21 protein-coding genes are annotated in these 19265 nt (G+C 71.4%); 7 read left to right on the top strand and 14 right to left on the bottom strand.

From position 1 onward, the window contains the following. The first annotated feature begins 54 nt into the window (after positions 1 to 54). Positions 55 to 468, top strand: coding sequence for a hypothetical protein (locus ACIBI9_RS31165; protein WP_397227013.1), 414 nt, complete (start codon positions 55 to 57; stop codon positions 466 to 468). Between the two features lie 26 nt (positions 469 to 494). Here the strand turns inward: ACIBI9_RS31165 and ACIBI9_RS31160 are convergent, their stop codons facing one another. Then, positions 495 to 926, bottom strand: a complete 432-nt coding sequence (locus tag ACIBI9_RS31160; RefSeq protein WP_397227011.1) for an ATP-binding protein — start codon at positions 924 to 926, stop codon at positions 495 to 497. An 88-nt stretch (positions 927 to 1014) separates the two neighbouring features. Beyond that, complete coding sequence (locus ACIBI9_RS31155; protein ID WP_397227009.1) at positions 1015 to 1560, bottom strand: TetR/AcrR family transcriptional regulator; 546 nt, start codon at positions 1558 to 1560, stop codon at positions 1015 to 1017. 103 nt (positions 1561 to 1663) lie between these two features. Here ACIBI9_RS31155 and ACIBI9_RS31150 point away from each other — a divergent pair, with 103 nt between their 5' ends. Together ACIBI9_RS31150 and ACIBI9_RS31145 are read left to right on the top strand one after the other, a co-directional pair. After that, on the top strand, positions 1664 to 3235 hold the full coding sequence (locus ACIBI9_RS31150) for an MDR family MFS transporter (protein ID WP_397227007.1): 1572 nt from the start codon (positions 1664 to 1666) through the stop codon (positions 3233 to 3235). Positions 3236 to 3329: 94 nt separating this feature from the next. After that, on the top strand, positions 3330 to 4286 hold the full coding sequence (locus ACIBI9_RS31145; protein WP_397227005.1) for a GNAT family N-acetyltransferase: 957 nt from the start codon (positions 3330 to 3332) through the stop codon (positions 4284 to 4286). Between the two features lie 27 nt (positions 4287 to 4313). Here the strand turns inward: ACIBI9_RS31145 and ACIBI9_RS31140 are convergent, their stop codons facing one another. The 4 genes from ACIBI9_RS31140 to ACIBI9_RS31125 are packed head-to-tail and all read right to left on the bottom strand — an operon-like array spanning position 4314 to position 8909. Next, entirely contained in the window at positions 4314 to 5591 is a 1278-nt protein-coding gene (locus ACIBI9_RS31140; RefSeq protein WP_397227003.1) for an AAA family ATPase, read from the bottom strand. Then, entirely contained in the window at positions 5588 to 7009 is a 1422-nt protein-coding gene (locus tag ACIBI9_RS31135; RefSeq protein WP_397227319.1) for a hypothetical protein, read from the bottom strand. Before ACIBI9_RS31135 ends, ACIBI9_RS31140 begins: the two co-directional genes overlap by 4 nt. A gap of 2 nt (positions 7010 to 7011) precedes the next feature. Further along, positions 7012 to 8142 carry a hypothetical protein gene (locus ACIBI9_RS31130; RefSeq protein WP_394501335.1) on the bottom strand — a complete coding sequence of 377 codons (1131 nt, stop codon included), beginning with the start codon at positions 8140 to 8142 and terminating at the stop codon, positions 7012 to 7014. Then, complete coding sequence (locus ACIBI9_RS31125) at positions 8139 to 8909, bottom strand: hypothetical protein (protein WP_397227001.1); 771 nt, start codon at positions 8907 to 8909, stop codon at positions 8139 to 8141. The genes ACIBI9_RS31130 and ACIBI9_RS31125 overlap by 4 nt, the downstream gene beginning before the upstream one ends. A 148-nt stretch (positions 8910 to 9057) precedes the next feature. Here ACIBI9_RS31125 and ACIBI9_RS31120 point away from each other — a divergent pair, with 148 nt between their 5' ends. Beyond that, the gene (locus tag ACIBI9_RS31120) at positions 9058 to 9516 is read left to right on the top strand and encodes a hypothetical protein (protein ID WP_397226999.1); all 459 of its coding nucleotides are present in this window, start codon (positions 9058 to 9060) and stop codon (positions 9514 to 9516) included. 33 nt (positions 9517 to 9549) lie between these two features. Continuing rightward, a complete protein-coding gene (locus ACIBI9_RS31115) occupies positions 9550 to 10191 on the top strand; it encodes a TetR/AcrR family transcriptional regulator (protein ID WP_397226998.1) in 642 nt (213 codons plus the stop codon). Here ACIBI9_RS31115 and ACIBI9_RS31110 read toward each other — a convergent pair. From ACIBI9_RS31110 to ACIBI9_RS31090, 5 genes are read right to left on the bottom strand one after another with little or no spacing between them, the layout of a single operon-like run. Next, the gene (locus ACIBI9_RS31110; RefSeq protein ID WP_397226996.1) at positions 10145 to 10966 is read right to left on the bottom strand and encodes an ABC transporter permease; all 822 of its coding nucleotides are present in this window, start codon (positions 10964 to 10966) and stop codon (positions 10145 to 10147) included. The genes ACIBI9_RS31115 and ACIBI9_RS31110 overlap by 47 nt on opposite strands. Further along, positions 10963 to 11682 (bottom strand): ABC transporter ATP-binding protein, encoded by a 720-nt coding sequence (locus ACIBI9_RS31105; protein WP_397226994.1) that lies wholly within the window; start codon positions 11680 to 11682, stop codon positions 10963 to 10965. Before ACIBI9_RS31105 ends, ACIBI9_RS31110 begins: the two co-directional genes overlap by 4 nt. A gap of 22 nt (positions 11683 to 11704) precedes the next feature. Beyond that, a complete protein-coding gene (locus ACIBI9_RS31100; RefSeq protein ID WP_397226992.1) occupies positions 11705 to 12673 on the bottom strand; it encodes a phosphotransferase family protein in 969 nt (322 codons plus the stop codon). Continuing rightward, a complete protein-coding gene (locus ACIBI9_RS31095; protein WP_397226990.1) occupies positions 12670 to 13860 on the bottom strand; it encodes an acyl-CoA dehydrogenase family protein in 1191 nt (396 codons plus the stop codon). The genes ACIBI9_RS31100 and ACIBI9_RS31095 overlap by 4 nt, the downstream gene beginning before the upstream one ends. A gap of 41 nt (positions 13861 to 13901) precedes the next feature. After that, on the bottom strand, positions 13902 to 14696 hold the full coding sequence (locus ACIBI9_RS31090; RefSeq protein ID WP_397226988.1) for a CPBP family intramembrane glutamic endopeptidase: 795 nt from the start codon (positions 14694 to 14696) through the stop codon (positions 13902 to 13904). A 60-nt stretch (positions 14697 to 14756) separates the two neighbouring features. Here ACIBI9_RS31090 and ACIBI9_RS31085 point away from each other — a divergent pair, with 60 nt between their 5' ends. Next, positions 14757 to 15101: a DUF6285 domain-containing protein gene (locus tag ACIBI9_RS31085; protein ID WP_397226986.1), complete on the top strand. Its 345-nt coding sequence runs from the start codon at positions 14757 to 14759 to the stop codon at positions 15099 to 15101. Between the two features lie 42 nt (positions 15102 to 15143). Here ACIBI9_RS31085 and mctP read toward each other — a convergent pair whose 3' ends face one another. From mctP to ACIBI9_RS31070, 3 genes are all read right to left on the bottom strand, one after another. Next, the gene (mctP, locus tag ACIBI9_RS31080; RefSeq protein ID WP_397226984.1) at positions 15144 to 16751 is read right to left on the bottom strand and encodes a monocarboxylate uptake permease MctP; all 1608 of its coding nucleotides are present in this window, start codon (positions 16749 to 16751) and stop codon (positions 15144 to 15146) included. Further along, positions 16748 to 16957 carry a DUF3311 domain-containing protein gene (locus ACIBI9_RS31075; protein ID WP_397226982.1) on the bottom strand — a complete coding sequence of 70 codons (210 nt, stop codon included), beginning with the start codon at positions 16955 to 16957 and terminating at the stop codon, positions 16748 to 16750. Before ACIBI9_RS31075 ends, mctP begins: the two co-directional genes overlap by 4 nt. Before the next feature lie 785 nt (positions 16958 to 17742). Then, positions 17743 to 18291 (bottom strand): VOC family protein, encoded by a 549-nt coding sequence (locus tag ACIBI9_RS31070; RefSeq protein ID WP_397226980.1) that lies wholly within the window; start codon positions 18289 to 18291, stop codon positions 17743 to 17745. Between the two features lie 78 nt (positions 18292 to 18369). On the opposite strand from ACIBI9_RS31070, the gene ACIBI9_RS31065 reads away from it, so the two are divergent. Then, a complete protein-coding gene (locus ACIBI9_RS31065; RefSeq protein WP_397226978.1) occupies positions 18370 to 19260 on the top strand; it encodes an SDR family oxidoreductase in 891 nt (296 codons plus the stop codon). The last annotated feature ends 5 nt before the right edge of the window (positions 19261 to 19265 follow it).

The following is a 19265-nucleotide window of genomic DNA, read 5'->3' as shown; positions in this document are numbered from 1 at the left end:
GATCTATCCCGGAAAATTGGCATAAAGCGCTGGGCGCCGGGCATTCTCCGCCGAATGATGGAGGTGCTCGGCACGATCGGCTCCCTCGCCGTCGTGCTCCTGCTCATCGTCCTGTCCGTGCTGGCCATCTCGGTGGTCGCCCTGGTCGTCCTCGGGTGCATGGCCGGCTCGATGCTGACCGACTGGCGCGGCCTGCGGCGGCGGCTGGCCAGGCTGGCCCGGGGCGGGCCGAAGCTGACGCTCAAACTCAGCGGGGACGCCGTTCCCGCCCGGCTGCGGGCGCAGCTGAGCGGGAGCACGTCACGGACGCGCCGCCGCTTCCTGCTCGGCGGCGCCCCGTCCAAGGTACGCGAGCCCAGGGAACGCGGGCCCAAGGAGCATGGGCCCAGGGAGCATGGACGCGGCGGGGATCTGCGTGGTCCGCGGATCCACGGGCATCGCCCGGTGGAGCGGCGTACGAGCCCTTGATGACCCTTCAGTGACCGGGGGCCGGTTCACATGGCCATGAGGTAGAGCCCGGCCGCCCCCGGCGCGTACCGCAGCTGCTTCTCCAGGCAGACCACCGCGCCGTGCTCGTGCCTGTTGACGAAGCGGATGTCATCGGCGAGCGCGCGCATGATCAGCAGCCCGCGGCCGTGCTCGGCGCCCGGCTCGGGGTTGATGATCGTGTCCGGATCGAAGCCGACTCCGTTGTCGATGACCTTGATGATGCACCGGTCATCGAGGACGGACGCGCTGACCGTGTAGTCGTCGCTGGGCCCCGCGTGCCTGATCACGTTGGAACACGCCTCGGTGAGCATGAGCTCGATGTCGTCACGGATCTGCGGGTCGACGCCGAGGGAACGCAGCGTACCGTCCAGCATCTGTCTGATCAGGGGGACGCTCGCCGCATCCCTGGGCAGTCGGAGCGCTATCGTGGCCTCCACTTGGGCTTCCTCCCGTCTGGATGCGTTCCCGTCCCCTTCCCTCGATATAGCGTGCCAATCGTCCCGTTAGGGCTTTGAAGTCCGAAGGCTATGGCTCCAGCAGGCGCATGGCGACCTCCAGGGAGGCCTTTTCGACCTCGTCCTCGGAGAGCCGGCCCTCGTCGATCATCCATTTCCCCGCGTGTATCGCGAACAGCGCCGTCGCGCGGCTGACGCGCTCGACGGGCGTGGCACCGGGCTCGTTCAGCTCGTTCACGAGCTCCATCATCAGCTCGCGGGTCTTGGTGAGCGTCGGATGGTCGCGCAGGGCGGTCTGGTTGCGCTCCAGGAACCTGGCCACCCCGATGTGCTGGGTCCGCCTGATCCCCGCGGCGTAGCGCTCGACCAGCTCGCGCCGCGTCTCCGGCGTCTTCGGCCGGCTCCGGGCCCACGAGAGGAGCTCCTCGAGCTCCACCAGCCGGTTGCCGACCAGGCTCGTGACGATGTCGTCCTTCGTCTTGAAGTGGTAGTAGAGGGCGGCCTTCGTCACCCCGAGCTCCTCGGCGATCTCCCGCAGGGACGTCGCCTCGTATCCCTGCTCGGTGAACAGCCGGAGCGCGACTTCCTGAATCCGGGTCCGAGTGTCTTCCCGCACTTCACACCTTTTCGACTTGACGGCCGGCAAGTAAGTATCTAGCTTATTCTATGCTTGCCGGGCGGCAAGTAAGCAAGATCCAAAACACAATGGGGGGTGTCTGGTGGCGGAGGCAGTCGGACGGCGCCGCGAGGTCATGGTCGTTCTGCCCGGACTGATGTTAGCCATGGTCCTGGCGATGCTCGACAACATGATCGTGGGCACGGCCATGCCGCGCATCGTCGGGGAGCTCGGCGGTCTGACGCATCTGTCCTGGGTCGTCACGGCGTACGTGCTGGGCACGACCGTCTCGACGCCGATCTGGGGCAAGATCGGCGACCTGTACGGTCGCAAGACCATCTTCATCGTCTCGATCGTCATCTTCATGGTCGGCTCCGCGCTCTGCGGCATGGCGGGTTCGTCGCTGCTCGGCGGAGCGGACGGCGGCATGGCCGAGCTGATCGCGTTCCGCGCGATCCAGGGCCTCGGCGCCGGCGGCCTGATCGTGAACGTCATGGCGATCATCGGGGACCTGGTGCCGCCCCGCGAGCGCGGCCAGTACCAGGGCATCATGGCCGGCGTCATGTCGCTGGCGATGATCGCGGGCCCGCTGGTCGGCGGCTTCATCACCGACCACCTCGACTGGCGCTGGGCCTTCTACGTGAACCTGCCGATCGGCGCGGTCGCGCTGGCCATGATCGTGACGCAGCTGCACCTTCCGAAGCTGCGCAACAAGGTGCGCATCGACTGGGCGGGCGCAGGCCTGCTGTCCGTCGGCATCACCGCCCTGGTGCTCATCACGACCTGGGGCGGCAACGAGTACGCCTGGGGCTCCTGGCAGATCCTCACTCTCGTCGCGATCGCCGCGGTCACGCTGGCGCTGTTCGTCGCGGTCGAGCGGAAGGTCGAGGAGCCGATCATGCCGCTGCAGCTCTTCGCCAACCGCAACTTCACGCTGATCTCGATCATCGGCTTCCTGCTGGGCTTCGCCATGTTCGGCGCGATCAACTTCCTGCCGCTGTTCCAGCAGATGGTGCAGGGCTCCACGGCCACCAACTCCGGCCTGCTGATGCTGCCGATGATGGGCGCCGCGATGGTCGTGTCGCTGTTCGTGGGCAAGGCGATCACCGTCACGGGCAAGTACAAGATCTACCCGGTGCTCGGCGGGATCGGCATGGCCGTGGGCATGTGGCTGCTGTCCACGATGGACGTCAACACCGCCGCCTGGGTCACCGGGATCTACATCGCCGTGCTCGGCCTCGGCATGGGCTTCCTCATGCAGACCACGATGCTCATCGCGCAGAACAGCGTCGAGCAGAAGGACCTGGGCGTCTCCAGCAGCGCCACCACCTTCTTCAGGTCGATCGGGGGCTCGTTCGGCGTCTCGCTGTTCGGAGCGATCTTCAACAACCACTTCCTGTCGGAGCTGACCTCCCGCTTCGGCGAGCAGGCGGCGGAGCGGGTGGCCAAGAGCGGCGGCAGGATGGACCCCAGCGCGGTCGCCCAGATGCCCGCGCAGATGCGCACCGGGCTGCTGGAGTCGCTGGCGACCTCGATCTCCGGCGTCTTCTGGTGGGCCATCGCGTTCGCGGTCGTCGTGCCCGTGCTGGCCGCGTTCGTCAAGGAGATCCCGCTGCGCGGCGGCGCCCCGACACCCGCCGAGGACGAGCAGGCCGTCAGCCCCGCGGCGGGCTGAGCACCCGGCCGAGCGCGCCTCCGGGTCAGACCTCGTGCTTGACCTCGTGAAAAATGGGAGGCGCGCGGCCGGTGTTTTGTGGACAATCCCCGCTATGCACCACACCCTCGGCCGCCCGCGTCCGGAAGACGCCGCGGCCATCCACGAGCTGATCTCGGCCTATGACACCGCGGTGATCGGCGGCCCCGACATGACGCTCGACGACGTCGCCGACGAGCTGGCCGAGCCCGGCTTCGACCGTGACAGGGACGGCTGGCTCGCCCGCGACGGCGACGGCCGTCTCGACGGCTGGGCCTGGGCGTGCCGCGTCGGCGACAGCGACACGGTGGACGTCGAGGTGATCGTACGGCCCGGCCCTGATCTAGAGCGGGCGGGCCTGGACGACCGGCTCTGGCCCCTGGTGATCGGCCGGGCCGGCGAGCTGGCCGCCGAGGCCGGCCACGACGGCGCCACCCTGCACATCGGCGTCTACCGCGCGGACGTCGCCAAGCGGGCCACCGCCGAGGCGCGGGGTTTCGCGCCCGGCACCAGCTTCCACCGCATGCGCATCGACCACCGCATCGACCACGGGGCGCCCGTGGAGCCGCCCGCCCCGCCCGCCGGGCTGACCCTGCACACGGGGGAGAGCGAGGACGCGCGGCGCGATGCGCACCGGGTGCACCAGGAGGGCTTCGCCGAGCACTTCGGGTTCGTGCCGGTCGACTACGACGTGTGGTACTCGCGCAGGCAGGCGCTGTCGACGACGGACTGGTCTCAGCTCACCCTCGCCCGCCTCGACGGCCGCCCCGCCGGGGTGCTGATCGCCAACAACCAGTTCGTCCCGGACGAGGGCTGCGGCTACGTGGCCACGCTCGCGGTCGTCCCGGAGTTCCGCGGCCGGGGCCTGGGGCGCTTCCTGCTCCGCCACGCCTTCGCCGCCGACGCGGCGCGCGGCCGCAAGGGCACGATCCTGCACGTCGACTCCAACAACACCACCCCGGCGCTCGGGCTCTATGAGTCGGCCGGCATGCGCCCCGTCCTGGTCATCGACGTCTGGCAGCACCGCGTCTGACGACCGGGCCCAGCGTCAGACACGGCGTCAGACCCGGTGGTGGGACAGGTGGTCGAGGATCGACTGGTTGGCCTCCCAGCCGTCGGGGAACTTGACCGGCACCCCCAGCTGCACCGGCTCCGCCGACGGGTGGGCGTCCAGGAGCTCGGCGATGCCCGCCCGGGCCACCACGACGCAGGCGTGCCGGTGCCGGGACGCCAGCACGCACAGCCGCCCCGACTCCAGGTGGAAGGCCGTGGCGTCGCGGCGGCCGGACAGCGGGTGCAGGACGATCGTCACGTCGTACTCGCGCCCCTGCAGGCGGTTGGCCGTGTCCACGGTGATCTCCGCCGGCACCCCGGCGGCCCGGATGGCGGCCACCTGGTCGCGGTGGGCGGCCCCGACCGCGATCCGGTCCGCCGTCACCGGCCGCTCGCCCTGCTCGGACGAGGCCACGGCGCCGCGCTGCAGCAGCCGCTCGGCCAGCAGGGCCACCGCCTGCACGGCCTCCCCGTCGGTACGCACGGTGTGCCGGTTGGGCAGCTCCAGCAGCGCCCACCCCGACCGGGCGGCCTCCTCCAGCGCCCGGTCGTGCACGGTCCCCATGCCGCCGGTCGTCAGCTCCAGCCGCCGGTCACCGTGCGAGGTGCCCGACCGGAACCCGGTGAACGGGTAGAACGCCTGCGACACCACCGGCGCGGCCGAGGCCGGCAGGCGCCACGACACCGGCAGCCGGTGCACCGGGATGTCCGGGTTGTGGCGCAGCAGCACCGACACCGCGCTCTGCAGCGGATCCCACGACAGCCCCGACCACCGGTCCCCGTCCACGATCGAGAACGGGTCGAGCTGCCCCGGATCGCCCACGAACAGCGCCCGCTCGAACAGCCCCGCGATCCGCAGCAGCTTGTCCGAGCGCATCTGGTACGCCTCGTCCACGATCGCCCACGGCCACACCCGGCCGCCGATCCAGGCCCACTTGTCGGCGGTCGCGATGACGATGTCCGGATCGCCGAGATCCTGGATCCGGGTGCCGACCCGGACGCCGGGCAGCTCCAGCAGCCGCAGCGGCGGCACGTAGCCGCCGGCCGACAGCCGTCCCACGGTCAGGTGGGGATGCTTGTCGGAGATGCGGGTCACCAGGTCGTCGACCTGCTCGTTCGTCTGGGCGACGATCATCAGGGGCTCGCCGGTCGCCGCGATGTGCGCCGCCGCCCGTACCACCAGCGTGGACTTGCCGGCGCCCGGCGGCGAGTCGACCACGACGCCGCGGTGCCGGGGCAGGTCGGCGAGGACGTTCCTGATGACCTGCTCCGGGCTGTCGGTCACGACCACTCCTCCTGGGCGTCCTCGTCGTCGGGCACGTACTCCTGCGGCGGCCCGCCGTGCGTCCACGGCGTGGCCTCGGAGTCGGGCAGGTGGGGGGAGCCCTGGAAGTCGTCGGTCAGCGAGGTGTAGCAGACGCGCTCGCCGACCTCGGGCACCGCTCCCGGCGCGGCCGTCTTGCCCCGGCCCATGCCTTTGGTGATCTTCAGGGTGACCAGGCCCTGGCCGGCCTCCACGAGCTCGGCGCCCTGGCTGCGGCGCTGCGGGGTGCCCAGCGAGGTGCCGGGCGCCAGGCGTACCGGGTCGTCGGTCTTGATCACCACCAGCGGGCGGAGCTTGCGTGAGCGGCCCTCGCCCTCGGTGTTGTCGGGGACGGTCTCGATCACCTCGCCCGCGAACGCCTCCCCGGTCAGCCGGTACTCGGCCATGACCAGGGGGTCGTCGTAGGCGCGCTGCACGTCGTACGCGGCCTGGGCCCGCTCCATGCGGGCCAGCTTGGCCGCGGCGGCGACCGCCCCGTCGCGCCTGGCCTGCGGCGGCGCGCCCTCGGCGATGTGCACCGCCATGCCGCTGAACGAGCCGCGGTCCTGCTCCCAGCGCTGCGCGACGCTCGAACCCTCCTCCAGCCCGGCCAGCAGGTCGACGGCCTGCCACATGAGCCGCCACGTGGGCTCGAGCTGGGTGCGCAGCGCCTCGGTGATGCGCTCGGGAGACTCGCTGTCCATCGCCGGCGCCAGCACCTCCGCGTCGAACCCCGGATCGGTCGCGGGCCCGGCGGGCGGCCAGATCAGCGGGTCCTCGGCCTCGTCGTCCGGCCCCCTGGTGATCCAGGCCAGCAGCGCGGCCAGGTTGGCGTCCTCCAGGGAGCTCTGCCCGCTCGCCCAGTGCCGCCCCAGCTCCTCGGTCGCGGCCAGCATCATCGACGAGCCCGGGTACGCGGCCCGCTCCGCGAAGTACGTCAGCCACCGCCCCAGCAGCGGCACCGCCTCGGGCACCGGATAGGGCCCGTCGGCCCGGCGGAAGCGCGTGGATCGGCCGAGCAGCCTGGTGAAGGCCACCCCGGTCTGGTTGGGCACGATGAGCTGCGGCGCGTCCAGCACGCGCTCGTAGGGGTCGGCGTTCTTGCGCTCCACCGTCTCGGTGTCGGCCATGAAGCCCTCGACGTACGGCAGCAGCACCCCGGCCAGCTCGGCGGCCCAGGCGAAGCGCAGGTCGCGGTTGCGCGGCTGGGTCACCACGAGCAGGCGCGGCCGCCGCCTGTCGGTGCCGAGCATGGCGGCCAGCGGCGCGGCGGCCTCGCCCGACAGCTTGAGCGGGATGAACACCATCGGCCGGTCGGACAGATGGCAGTGCCTGACGGTCGCGACGGGCTGCGCGATGCCCTCCTCCAGGGCCCGCAGCCGCGCGAGCGAGGTCAGCATGCTCACGTGAGGCACTCCCTGCGCAGGCGTTCGGCGTTGCGGAGCAGCCGGGCGATCTCCTCCTGGCCCTCGGCGGGGTCGCGGGCGCCGTCGGCCAGCCCGAGCGCCTCCGCCACCGAGGCCACCCCGCCCAGCTCGTCGCGCACCTGCCGGCCGAGCAGGTCGGAGGCGCCCTCCTGGCGGGCCTCGTCGCGGCAGAAGAAGCACAGGTCGCACGCGGACATGCAGTCGGGCGCGTAGCGGGCAGTCGCCCTGCGCAGCGCGTCGGCCAGCTCGGCGACGGGCCTGGTGGGCCGCCCGTCCTCGCCGGGCCGCAGGTCGAACGTGAGGTCGTCGGGCAGCCCTTCGAGCAGCCGGTCGAGCGTGGTCATCCGGGTGAGCTGGCGGCGCAGCACGGCCATCTGCTTGCGCACGTCGACGAGGGTCGCGACGGGCCGGTTGGCGAAGTTCTCAGGGCAGACCAGGACCACGTCGTGCGAGACCTTCGCCGGGTCGTGGCCCAGCTCCTCCAGGAGCGTGCGCAGCGCCAGCACGTACACCGCCGCCTGCCGCGCGGCCGCGGCGACCGCCGCCGGGTCGGCCTGCCCGTCGATCACCGCGAACGACTTGATCTCCACGATGTGGAAGCGGCCGCCGAGCTGGAAGGCCACCACGTCGGGCTCCAGGTAGGCGGTGTGGCCGGCGATCTCCAGGGTGAGCAGCGGGTGGTCGTACAGCGTGCCCGCGTCCTGACCCTCGCGGGCCGCGCGGTCGATCAGCGCGCGGGTGTGGGCGTGGCGCAGGTGGGCGCCGACGTTCTCGACGTCGTGGTAGGCGACTTCGGCGACCGGCAGGCGCAGCAGCTCGCGCAGCATCCGCAGCAGCTCCGCGCATCCGTCGGCCTTGACCAGTGATTCGAACATGTTGCCGCGCGTGATCGCGAACGGCGACTGGCCGAACGGCGCCGGGAAGCCGAGGTGCCGGGCGGCGGCGTCCTTGTCGATGCCGGCGCCGTCGAGCAGGGCCCGGCGGGTGCAGCCGGGGTTGGCGGCCAGGGCCGCGATGGCGCGGGCGTCGTGCGGGCGGGGCGGCGTCGTGCCGCGCAACGCGTCAAGCCGCTGGATGTGTTCGCCTTCGCGCTTCAAGCCGCTCACTTCGCGTTCTCCTTCTTGATCGTGCTCAGCGTAGCGGCGCCGAACAGGCGGGCGGCGTCACCGAGCTGCGCGCCGGCGCGTTCTGCCAGCTCGGCGCGATCCCGCGTGTCGCGGTCGCCGTGCACGAGCAGCTCGGCGCGGGCCGCCTCGATCACCCGATCCGGGTCGGGCGGGCCCAGGGCGCCGTCGGTGGCGCCGGGGATGTTCCTGGCCATCCGCAGGAGTAACCGGTCGGCCCGCCCGTCGGGTGAGTCGTGCGAGGCCACCGCGATGGCGCAGGTCAGGAAGTCGACGCGGGGGCTGAGCGGGCCGACCACGCGCCGCTCCAGCGGCCAGGTGCTGAGCGTGAGCAGCCCGCGGGCGGGGGAGAGGCGGTCGGTCAGCGCGGCGCACAGGTAGTACGGCCGCCCGTGCGGCGACGAGCGGAACGAGCGCTCCTCGTCCCTGCGCAGGCTGGTGAGCTGGGCGCTGCGGATCGTGCCGCCGAAGAACGCGTCGCTGACGGCCACGACGAGCCGCGGCTGGGCGGCCGCGCCGAGCAGCCGCAGCCCCTGGTGGACCTGCTCGCGCACGGTCACCAGGCGCGGCGGCTCCGGCTTGGTCTGGGGAGGCTCGCCGCTCACGAGGGCGTCCCACTCGCGCTCCGCGGTACGCAACTCGGCACGCAGGGCGCGGGCCGTGGCGCCGTCCCTGACCCGCATCGCCTTGCGCACGCCCGCCCGGAGCTCGTCGATCCGCAGCTCGAGATCGTCCAGCCGGTCACTCATGGCGCGAGCGTACCAACAGTCCCAGTATTTTCCAGTAATTTCGCGATTTCGAGGCGAACGTGTGATCTACGACGTAAAGGCGGTCGCGCTGCCGGAGGGCAGAGGTCTGACGTGCGTAATCGGCGCGCGAGGCGGGGACGAAGGCGGTGTGACCCGTGAGAATCGACATCTGGTGGGAGCCGCCGCAGGCGTGGCCGCCCTCGTGCCCGTCTACTACCTGACCGAGGCGGCCGCCAGAGCCCTGCGTACGAGCAACGCCACGTTCGGCCCGGCGCCCGCGGCGCTCGGCTACCTGGCCGCGGTGGCCCTCATCGTCACCCTCCTGACCGCCTGGCCCGCGGCGGCCCTCGGCTGCGGCATCCCGCTGGCGGCGGCGGGGGCCGTGTTCGCCCTCGACCTGAACGCCGCGCTCGGCGTGGCGGGCAGCCTGCCCTGGGCGAGGGAGGGCGGCCTGCCGTGGTCGCAGCCGAACGGCGTCCCCTGGGCCGAGCTGACCGAGCCGCCCGGCACGATGGCCGGGATGACCGGCCTCTACACGATCATCGGCGCGCTGCTGGTGCTCTCGGCGCTGCTGCCCGGCAGGTTGCGGTCCGTCCTGGGCAGGTGAAAGGCGGATTCCGGGGCGGCCTATCCTGGGCGGGTGAGTGGACGGGACCCCGACCGGCGCAGGGCGCTGCTCGACGCGGCCGACCGGGTCATCCTGGCCCAGGGCCCCGAGGTCTCGATGGCGGCCATCGCCGCCGAGGCCGGCATCACCAAGCCCATCCTCTACCGCCACTTCGGCGACAAGAGCGGGCTCTACCAGGCGCTGGCCGACCGTCACGTGCGCACGGTCATCGCCCAGCTGCGCCCCGAGCTCGTCGCCCCGGGGGGCGACCTGCGGGGCCGGGCGCGGGCGACCATCGGCGTCTACCTCGACCTGATCTCGGCCAACCGCAACCTCTACCGGTTCCTGTTCCACCGGGCCAGCGCCGAGGACTCCAGGATCCGCTCCCACATGACCGCGCTCGTGCGGGGGCTGGGCGAGGAGCTCGGCGGCCTGCTGGTCGGCGAGCGCGCGGTGCCCGACCCGGTGCGGGCGCAGGTGCTGGGGCACGCGTTCGTCGGCATGGTGCAGACGACCGGCGACTGGTGGCTGGAGCACCCCGAGGTGGACCGCGTGGAGGTGGTCGAGGGCCTGGTGGACGTGATCGCCGCCGCGCTCGCCCCCCGGCCCGCGGCCGCCGTCGGAGCGGTCAGTCCCCGAAGCGGGAGAGCTTCCCGTGCCGCCGGGCGTACCTGAGCGCCCACGCGAACAACCCCACCGTGCCGGCCAGGTAGACCACGTTGAGCCCGCCCGCCCAGGCCAGCCGGTCCCACGGCACCGCGCCGCCGCCCATGACCGTGCGCATGCCCTCGAACACGTGCGAGGCCGGCAGCAGCCACGAGATCGTCCGCAGTGGCTCGGGCAGCACCGAGATCGGGTAGAAGATCCCGGCCAGCGGCTGCACCACGAACACCAGCGACCAGGCGATCACCTGCGCGTTCTCGCCGAAGCGGAGCACCGCCGCGATGCCGACCAGGCCCAGCGACCAGCCGAGGACGAGCAGCACCCCCATGAACGGCACCAGCCCCACGCCCATGCTCGTCAGCCCGAACCCGTACAGGCCGAGGGCCAGCCCGGCCATCACCGCGAACGCGAACGCCACCTTGCCCAGCGAGAACAGCACGAGCCCGATCAGGTATTCGACGCTCGACAGGGGGCTGACCTGCACGTTGAGTAGGTTGCGCGACCAGATGTCCTCCAGGAACGCGATCGAGATCTCGTTGCTGGCCTTCTGCAGCACCTGCCAGAGCAGCACCGCCCCGAGCAGGAACGCCACCACGAACGGCACCCGCTGCGCCTGCAGGAACAGCGTGACGAAGCCCCACAGCACCAGCTCGATCGTCGGCCAGAACAGGATCTCGAACATCCTGACCGGGCTGCGCCGCAGCGCCGCGAGGTCGCGCCGGACCACGCCCATGACGCGCGTGCGCCGGGCGGCCAGGCTCAACGGGGGCAGAGTCACCGAGGTCATCCGCGTGCCACCTTCAGGAACACCTCTTCCAGGTCCTCGGCCCCGTAGTGGCCGGCCAGCTCCTTGGCGCTGCCGGCGGCCACGACGACGCCGTCCGACATGAAGTGGATCCGGTCGCACATGCGCTCGACCTCGCGCATGTTGTGCGAGGTGATCAGCATGGCGCTGCCGTTCTCACTGGCCAGGCCGGACAGCAGGCCGCGGACGCGGTCGCCGGCGTCGGGGTCGAGGTTGGCCGTGGGCTCGTCGAGCACCAGCAGCCTGGGCGCGTTGAGCAGCGCCTTGGCGAGGTGCACGCGGGTGCGCTGGCCCGACGACAGGTCCATCATCTTCCGCCTGCGCAGCGGGCCCAGCTCGAACAGCTCGATCATCTCCTCCACCCGGCGGCGCGGGTGGCGCAGCGCATAGAGCCGGGCGAACGCGTCGAGCACCTCGTGCACGTGCAGCACGCCGGGCAGGTCCACGTAGCTGGCGGCGAAGTTGACCTGGCTGAGCGTCTCGGTGCGGTGCCGGGCCAGCTCGAGGCCGAACAGCCGGATCGTGCCCGCGTCGGGGGTGATCAGGCCGAGCAGCATGTGGAGGGTGGTCGACTTGCCCGCGCCGTTGGGGCCGAGCAGGCCGACGACCTCGCCCTCGCCCACGGTGAGGCTGAGGTCGCGCACGGCGGTCACCCCGCCGAACCGCTTGACCAGATGGGACGCTTCGAGGATGGCCACCGGTCAAGCGTGCGATCCGGGGTCACGCCGGGGCAACGGGTTTTTCGCGCAGCATGCGCAGCAGGTCCCACTCGTTCTCGCACACGCGCCGGCCGATCGCGGCCAGCTCCACCGACCGGGCGCCGCCGCGCAGGTGCCGCATGGTCTGCATGACGCAGATGATCCCCCATTTGAGCACGCCGAACGTCTCCCACCAGCGCAGCGCGTCCCGGTCCACCGGGTGGCCGCCGGCGGTCTCGTACGCGTCGATCAGCTCGTCGTAGTCGCCGAAGCCGCCCACCGGCAGCGGCGAGCCGAACCGCCACGCCTTCACACAGAGCCAGCCGAGGTCTTCGAGGGGGTCGCCGAGGTGGGCGAGCTCCCAGTCGAGCACCGCCCTGATCCCGTCGGGGCCGACGATGAGGTTGCCGTTGCGGAAGTCGCCGTGCACGACCGTGCGCCGCGCGTGGTCTGCGGGGCGGTCGGCGGCCAGCCGGCGCAGCGCCAGCTCGAACACCGGGTGCGGCTCGCCGAGCAGGTCCAGCACGTCCCGCCAGCGCCGCACCGGATCCTCCGCCCCCTCTTCTGGCGCCTCCTGTGCCAGGCAGGAGGGCGGCATGCGATGGATCGCGGCCAGGGCCCGCCCGCACTGCGCGGCCAGCAGGGGCCGGGCCGCGGCGTAGGCGTCGTCGCGCAGGATCTTGCGCGGGATGGTCTCGCCGGCCACGCGGGTCATGAGGATGTACGACTCATCGGCGGCGACGACCGCGGGCACCGGCACCCCGGCGTCGGACGCGGCCCGCATCAGCGTGGCCTCCGACGCGAGAGAGGCGCCCGCCTCCAGCGCGGCCCCCGGGGAGTCGAGCCGCAGGATCAGCTCGTGCCGCCCGAAGCCCGTGACGACGTCGAGGGCCCAGGTCTCCCGGGACGCCCCGCCGGGCAGCCGGGCGCTGAACGGCACCGACGCGCCCGCCCCGAACACCTCGCCGACGATCTCGTGGAGCCGGGTCATCGCAGGCCGAACTCCCAGTTGCCGCCCGCCGCGTACTCGCCCAGGATGCGCCGCCCGACCGCGTCGATGTGCACCTCGTCGGGCCCGTCGTAGATCCGCCCGGCCCGCGCGTGCCGGTACATCCGGTCCAGCGGCGTGTCGGGGGTGAGCCCGGCGGCGCCGTACACCTGGATGGCCCGGTCGATCACGTTGTGCAGCGTGCGCGCCCCCACCACCTTGATCGCGCCGATCTCCACCCGGGCCTGCGAGCCCGCGTCGACGGCCTCGGCGGCGTGGAGCGTGAGCAGCCGGGCGGCCTGGATGTCGGCGTAGGAGTCGAACACGTGCTGGCGCATGAGTTGCTTCTTGGCCAGGGGCTCGCCGAACGCGGTCCGCTCCTGCAACCTGCGGCACATCAGGTCGAACGCCCGCTGCGCCTGCCCGAGCCAGCGCATGCAGTGGAAGATCCGGCCGGGCCCGAGCCGCTGCTGCGCGATGACGAACCCGTGACCGCGGGGGCCGAGCAGGTTGGCGGCGGGCACGCGGACGTCCTCGTACCGGACCTCGCAGTGCGCCCCGTCGAGCCCCAGCACGGGCGTCTCGCGGACGATGCGGTAGCCGGGCGTGTCCGTCGGCACGAGGATCATGGAGAACGCCAGGTGGGGCGGCGCGTCCTGCTCGGTCCGGCACATCACGGTCGTGTACGCGGCCCGCGACGCCCCGGTCGTGAACCACTTGTGCCCGTTGATCACCCATTCGTCCCCGTCGAGCACCGCGGCGGTCCTGATCTGGGTGGGGTCGCTGCTGGAGATCGACGGCTCGGTCATGGCGAAGCTGGGCCAGATGTCACCCCGCACCAGCGGCTCGAGGTAGCGCTCGCGCTGTTCGGGGGAGGCGTGCTCGTGCAGCATCAGCGAGTCCTGCAGCGTGAACGTGCCCAGCGCGAGCTGCCCGAACTCGCTGCGCCCCTGCACCTCGTTGACGTAGACGTAGTCGAGGAACGGCAGGCCGCCGCCGCCCAGCTCACGCGGGTGGCCGAGCGCCCACAGGCCCTCCTTCTTGGCCTCGGCCCGCAGCTCGTCCAGCGCCGCCGCGGCCTCGGGCCCGCCCGCGTGGAGCACCGGCTCGGCCGGCTCCACCCGCTCGGTCATGAACGCGTAGACGGCGTCGCGGATCGGCCGGACACCATCGGGCACGGCGAAGCTCATGTGAGGATCTCATCCCGAAACCAGTTGCCCAGTCAATCATTTCACGGCAGCCAGCTCACGCGCCCGTGCAGGAAGGCGTACCCGACGAAGGCGACGGCGTCGATCAGCGTGTGCGCCACCACCAGCGGCATCGCGCGCCCCCAGCGCTGGTAGAGCCGCCCGAACACCACGCCCATCACGACGTTCCCGACGAACCCGCCGAACCCCTGATACAGGTGGTACGACCCCCGCAGCAGCGCCGACACCGCGACGGCCTTCCACGGCGTCCACCCGGCCTGCCCGAGCCGGTGCAGCAGGTATCCGGCGACGAGCACCTCCTCCAGCACGCCGTTCTGCGCCGCCGCGAGCAGCAGCACCGGCACCTGCCACCACACCTGGGGGAGCTGGCCGGCGACGACGGTCAGGTTCACGCCCGTGGCCCACACGGCGAGGTAGAACGCCAGCCCGGTGCCGCCGATCGCGGCCGCCAGCAGCGCCCCGCGCACCGTGTCGCGACCCTTCTCCCGGAAGTCCACGCCGATCGTGCGCAGCGACTCCCCGGAGCGCACCATCAGGTACGCCACCAGCGCGACCGGCGCCACGCTGATGGCGAGGTCGGCGAGCTGCAGCGCCAGGTCCAGCCACGGCCGCCCCGGCGCCATCGACCTGACCAGCACGGCCTGCTGGCCCTTCAGCTGCTCGGGCGCCGTCAGCGAGCCGATCAGCCGCAGGAGCGCCAGCAGGCCGCTGGCGCCGAGCGAGACCGAGAACACGACGAACAGCTCGGCCCGGATGAGCCGGGGCCCGAGCGCCGGGGGCGGTCCCAGGGGAGAGGCGGTGGGAGACTCTGTGCGCATGGCCGCAGGCTAGCCGTTCATCGATCGGATGCGAGTAAATAGCGACTTGAGGGGAAATCGATGACATCTTCTCCGCACGACGTGCCCACGGCGTCCCAGCTCGTGGCCGCCGTCCGCGACTTCCTCCAGAGCGACGTGCTCCCGGCCGTGGACGGGCGGGTGCGCTTCCACACGCGGGTGGCGATCAACGTGCTCGGCATGGTGGAACGGGAGATCTCGCTCGGCCCGGAGCAGGCGCGCGAACACGCGGCGCGGCTGGCCGCGCTCGGCATGGCGGACGACGCCGAGCTGGCCGCCGCCATCCGCGAGGGCCGGATCGAGGACGACCACGCCCTCGTCACCGCCCTGGAGCAGGCCGTACGGGCGAAGCTGGCGGTCGCCAACCCCGCCTACCCGGAAGACTGACGGCCCGCCCCGCTCGCGGCGGGACGGGCCGTCACCCGGGGGTCAGTGCGAACCGGTCAGATCCAGGTCCTTGACCTTCGGGTCGCCCTCGTCGGCGAAGTAGTCGTCGCGAGCCGTCGCGTCCTCGCCGTCGGCCACCTTGGTCGCCCGGAACAGCAGCGTGACCAGCGCCGCCACCGCCAGGTTCACGGCCACCGCCACGAACCCGGGGTAGATCGTCATCTTGGTGTCGAAGCCCAGGTTCGACAGCGCGAACGCCGAGCCGCCGAAGTGCAGCTTGCCGTTGACGGGGTTCGGGATGAGGTACAGCATCCACATGCCCGCCACCAGGCCGGCCGCCCAGCCCGCGATCAGGCCGCCCTTGTGGAACCAGCGCGTGTACAGGCCCAGGGCCACCGCCGGCAGCGTCTGCAGGATGATCACGCCGCCGATGAGCTGCAGGTCGATCGAGAACTGCGGGTCGAGCAGCAGGATGCACAGCACCGCGCCCACCTTGACCACCAGTGACACGATCTTGGAGACGTTGGCCTCCTCGCGGTCGCTGGCGTTCTTGTTGAAGTACTCGCGGTAGATGTTGCGGGTGAACAGGTTCGCCGCCGCGATCGACATGATCGCCGCGGGGACGAGCGCGCCGATGCCGACGGCCGCGTACGCGACGCCCGTGAACCAGTCGGGGAACATCTTGTCGAACAGCAGGGGGACGATCGTGTTGTTGTCGGCCTTGCCGTTGGTCATCACCGGCTTGACGCCGGCCGAGATGGCCATGAAGCCGAGCAGCGCGATCAGGCCGAGCACGAAGCTGTAGGCGGGCAGCGCGGACATGTTCCGCTTGATGACGTTGCGGTTCTTCGAGGCCAGCACGCCGGTGAGGCTGTGCGGGTAGAGGAACAGCGCCAGCGCCGAGCCGAAGGCCAGCGTCACGTACTGGAGCTGGTTGTTGGCGTTCAGGAGGATGCCGTCGCCCGGTGCCGGGCTGGCGTCGAACTTGGCCTTGGCCGCGTCGAAGATCGAGTCCCAGCCACCCAGCTTGGCCGGGATGTAGATGACGGCCGCCAGGATCACGATGTAGATCAGCGTGTCCTTCACGAACGCGATCAGCGCGGGCGCCCGCAGGCCCGACTGGTAGGTGTACGCGGCCAGGATCGCGAACGCGATCACGATCGGCAGGTGCCCGGTGATGCCCATCGCCTTCAGCACCGCCTCGATGCCGATGAGCTGGAGCGCGATGTACGGCATCGTCGCCACCAGCCCGGTGATCGCGATCACCAGTGCCAGCGTCGGCGACCCGAAGCGGGCCCGTACGAAGTCGGCAGGGGTGACGAACCCGTGCACGTGCGACACCGACCACATCCGCGCCAGCACCAGGAACACCAGCGGGTACACCACGACCGTGTACGGCAGGGCGTAGAACCCGATCGCGCCGGAGCCGAACACCAGCGCCGGCACCGCCACGAACGTGTAGGCGGTGTAGAGGTCGCCGCCCACCAGGAACCACGTGATCCAGGACCCGAAGCTGCGCCCGCCGAGCCCCCACTCGTTGAGGCTGGCCAGGTCGTTCGGCCGCCGCCACCGCGCGGCCACGAACCCCATGGCGGTGACCAGGAGGAACAGCAGCACAAAGACGACCAGCTCGGTCGTGTGCCCGCTCACTTGGTCATCCTGTAGACGATGGTCGTGGACACGACGCCGACCACGATGAAGGCGAGCTGGAGCCAGTAGAAGAGCGGAAAGCCCAGCAGGCGGGGCTCGTCGGCGTTGAACAGGAACGTCAGCAGCGGCAGCACGATGGGCAGGAGCAGCAGCCAGTTCCAGGGGCTGCGGTCGGTGCGTGGCTGCCCGGGTTCCCCGGTAGTCATCAACCCTCCGATGAGTGGATCTGGAGCCGGCTGTGACCGGTTCCTGACGGGTAGTCAATGGAGGGAGAGTAGCTTTGCGGTGGTATTAATCCAAATGTCGGCAATATTACGGTTTGGCCTAAAATCCTCAGCCATTGCCGCCATGCCACACGCGTCACCCCAGAAACCATAAACACTCGCCCGCCGCACGCCTCCCCCAGATCGCCGAATGGTCCCTTCCCCGCGACGAACGGTCCCCACCCCACCAGAGCACCGCCCCGGCGACGCTGCGCTGGCGGGGGCTGCGCTGGCGGGGGCTGCGCTGGAGGACGCTGAGCTGGAGGACGCTGAGCTGGCGGGGCTGCGAATGGCGGGGCCAGGCGCCGGGCCAGCCGTTGTGGGGCGGCGCTGGAGCGGCGGCGAGCCGTCATAGGCCGGCGCATGACGGGGTTACGCGACGTGGCACCGTCGCGTGGCGGGGTTTCGCGGCGTGGGACCGTCGCGGGGGAGAGGTTACGCGGCGTGGGACCGGCGCGGGGTGGCGCGTCGCGGGGATGCGCGCCGTGGGGCGGCAACGCGGGACGGCGCGTCGGAGCGCCGCGTCGGTGGGTCGGGGTGCGGTGGAGCTCGGCGCCGTCGACGGTGCCCGGCCCTTTGGGGGGCGCTTGCCGAGCCGTGCGCCGCCGCGCCACCAGGCCGCCGCGCTGGACGGGCGCTGCGGTGGCGGGCTGCGGATGGCGGGGTCGGGTGGGCGCGAGCCGTCGTGGTGTGGCGGTGCGGGACGGGGTTGGGGAGCGCTCGGTGGGTCAGGTGGTGCGGTCGGCGGCGGTTTTGGGGTCGTGGCGGACGTCCCCCGGCTGCCCCACCCGGCGCGTCCAGGCCGCGAACTCCACCAGCACCCCATCGGGATCCTTGAAGTAGATCGACCTGACGAACACCCCGTCATGCATCTCCGGCGCCACCCCGAACTCGCTGTCGTCGTGGTTGAGCACCACCCCCACATCCACCCCCTTGGCCATGAGCCGTTCCCGGTACTCCTCGATCCGCTCCGGCGGCACGTCGAAGGCGATGTGGTTCATGGACCCGACCGCCGACAGCAGTTCTCCCCGATCCGGCAGGTTCTTCGGCGCCGACACCCCCGGCACGCCCTCGGGCGCGTCCGGGAACCAGAAGAACGCCAGCGCGTTCCCACCCCCGCAGTCGAAGAAGAAGTGCTGGCCCCAGCCCATGGGCAGCTCGATCGTCTTGATCAGCGGCATGCCCAGCACGCCGGAGTAGAAGTCGACGGTCTGCTTCATGTCCGAGCAGACCAGCGCGACATGGTTGACCCCGCGGAGCTCGAATTCGCTGTTCATAGTAACTCCGTACTTATCACAGGGTTCTACGAAAAAACATGACACGAGATGTCGGGTATTCGGGGAACGATCGGCCACATGATTGCTTTGGTAGCGGGGGCGACCCGCGGAACGGGACGGGGCATCGCGGTCGCGCTGGGCGCGGCCGGCGCGACGGTCTACTGCACGGGCAGGAGCACGCGGGAGCGGCGTTCGGAGATGAACCGGCCGGAGACCATCGAGGAGACGGCGGAACTGGTGACCGCGGCCGGCGGCACGGGCATCGCGGTCCAGGTCGACCACCTGGATCCCGGCCAGGTGGAGGCGCTGGCCGAGCGGGTGGAGCGCGAGCAGGGCAGGCTCGACGTGCTGGTCAACGACGTGTGGGGCAGCGACCACCTCTGGGAGTGGGACACCCCGGTCTGGAAGCACGACATGGACAAGGGCTTCCGGCTGCTCAGGCTGGCGGTCGACACGCACATCATCAACAGCCGCCACCTGCTCCCGCTGCTGATCAGGAACGAGGGCGGCCTGGTCGTCGAGGTCACCGACGGCACCTGGGCCTTCAACGAGACCCGCTACCGCGAGAACGTCTACTACGACCTGGCCAAGGTCTCGGTGAACCGGCTGGCCTTCGCCTGGTCGCGCGAGCTGCGCCCGTACGGGGGGACCGCGGTGGCGGTGACGCCGGGGTTCCTGCGCTCGGAGGCCATGCTCGACAACTTCGGCGTCACCGAGGACAACTGGCGCGAGGCGAAGGTGGACGTCACCTGGATGGTCTCCGAGACCCCCGCGTACGTCGGCAGGGGCGTCGCCGCCCTCGCCACCGACCCCGACCGGCAGCGTTGGTCGGGCAGATCGGTCTCCAGCGAGGACCTGGCCGGCGCGTACGGCTTCACGGACGTGGACGGCAGCCGCCCGCGCGTGTGGAGCTACATCACGGAGGTACGGGAGCCGGGCAAGGACATCGACCCGGCCGACTACCGCTGACCCGG

This window comes from Nonomuraea sp. NPDC050451, assembly GCF_044458585.1.
The sequence above is the reverse complement of the archived record's forward strand: the minus strand, read 5'-3'. Positions and strand labels throughout refer to the sequence as shown.

Bases quoted from the DNA above. Each gene is read 5' to 3' on its own strand.
- ACIBI9_RS31065 (WP_397226978.1), top strand. From the start codon at position 18,370: ATGATTGCTTTGGTAGCGGGGGCGACCCGCGGAACGGGACGGGGCATC.
- ACIBI9_RS31135 (WP_397227319.1), bottom strand. From the start codon at position 7,009: ATGCTGACCTCGCTCGCGCGGCTGCGGGCCCTGGAGGAGGGCATCGCG.
- ACIBI9_RS31145 (WP_397227005.1), top strand. From the start codon at position 3,330: ATGCACCACACCCTCGGCCGCCCGCGTCCGGAAGACGCCGCGGCCATC.
- ACIBI9_RS31070 (WP_397226980.1), bottom strand. From the start codon at position 18,291: ATGAACAGCGAATTCGAGCTCCGCGGGGTCAACCATGTCGCGCTGGTC.
- ACIBI9_RS31125 (WP_397227001.1), bottom strand. From the start codon at position 8,909: ATGAGTGACCGGCTGGACGATCTCGAGCTGCGGATCGACGAGCTCCGG.
- ACIBI9_RS31085 (WP_397226986.1), top strand. From the start codon at position 14,757: ATGACATCTTCTCCGCACGACGTGCCCACGGCGTCCCAGCTCGTGGCC.
- ACIBI9_RS31165 (WP_397227013.1), top strand. From the start codon at position 55: ATGATGGAGGTGCTCGGCACGATCGGCTCCCTCGCCGTCGTGCTCCTG.
- ACIBI9_RS31075 (WP_397226982.1), bottom strand. From the start codon at position 16,957: ATGACTACCGGGGAACCCGGGCAGCCACGCACCGACCGCAGCCCCTGG.
- ACIBI9_RS31100 (WP_397226992.1), bottom strand. From the start codon at position 12,673: ATGACCCGGCTCCACGAGATCGTCGGCGAGGTGTTCGGGGCGGGCGCG.
- ACIBI9_RS31090 (WP_397226988.1), bottom strand. From the start codon at position 14,696: ATGCGCACAGAGTCTCCCACCGCCTCTCCCCTGGGACCGCCCCCGGCG.
- ACIBI9_RS31110 (WP_397226996.1), bottom strand. From the start codon at position 10,966: ATGACCTCGGTGACTCTGCCCCCGTTGAGCCTGGCCGCCCGGCGCACG.
- ACIBI9_RS31095 (WP_397226990.1), bottom strand. From the start codon at position 13,860: ATGAGCTTCGCCGTGCCCGATGGTGTCCGGCCGATCCGCGACGCCGTC.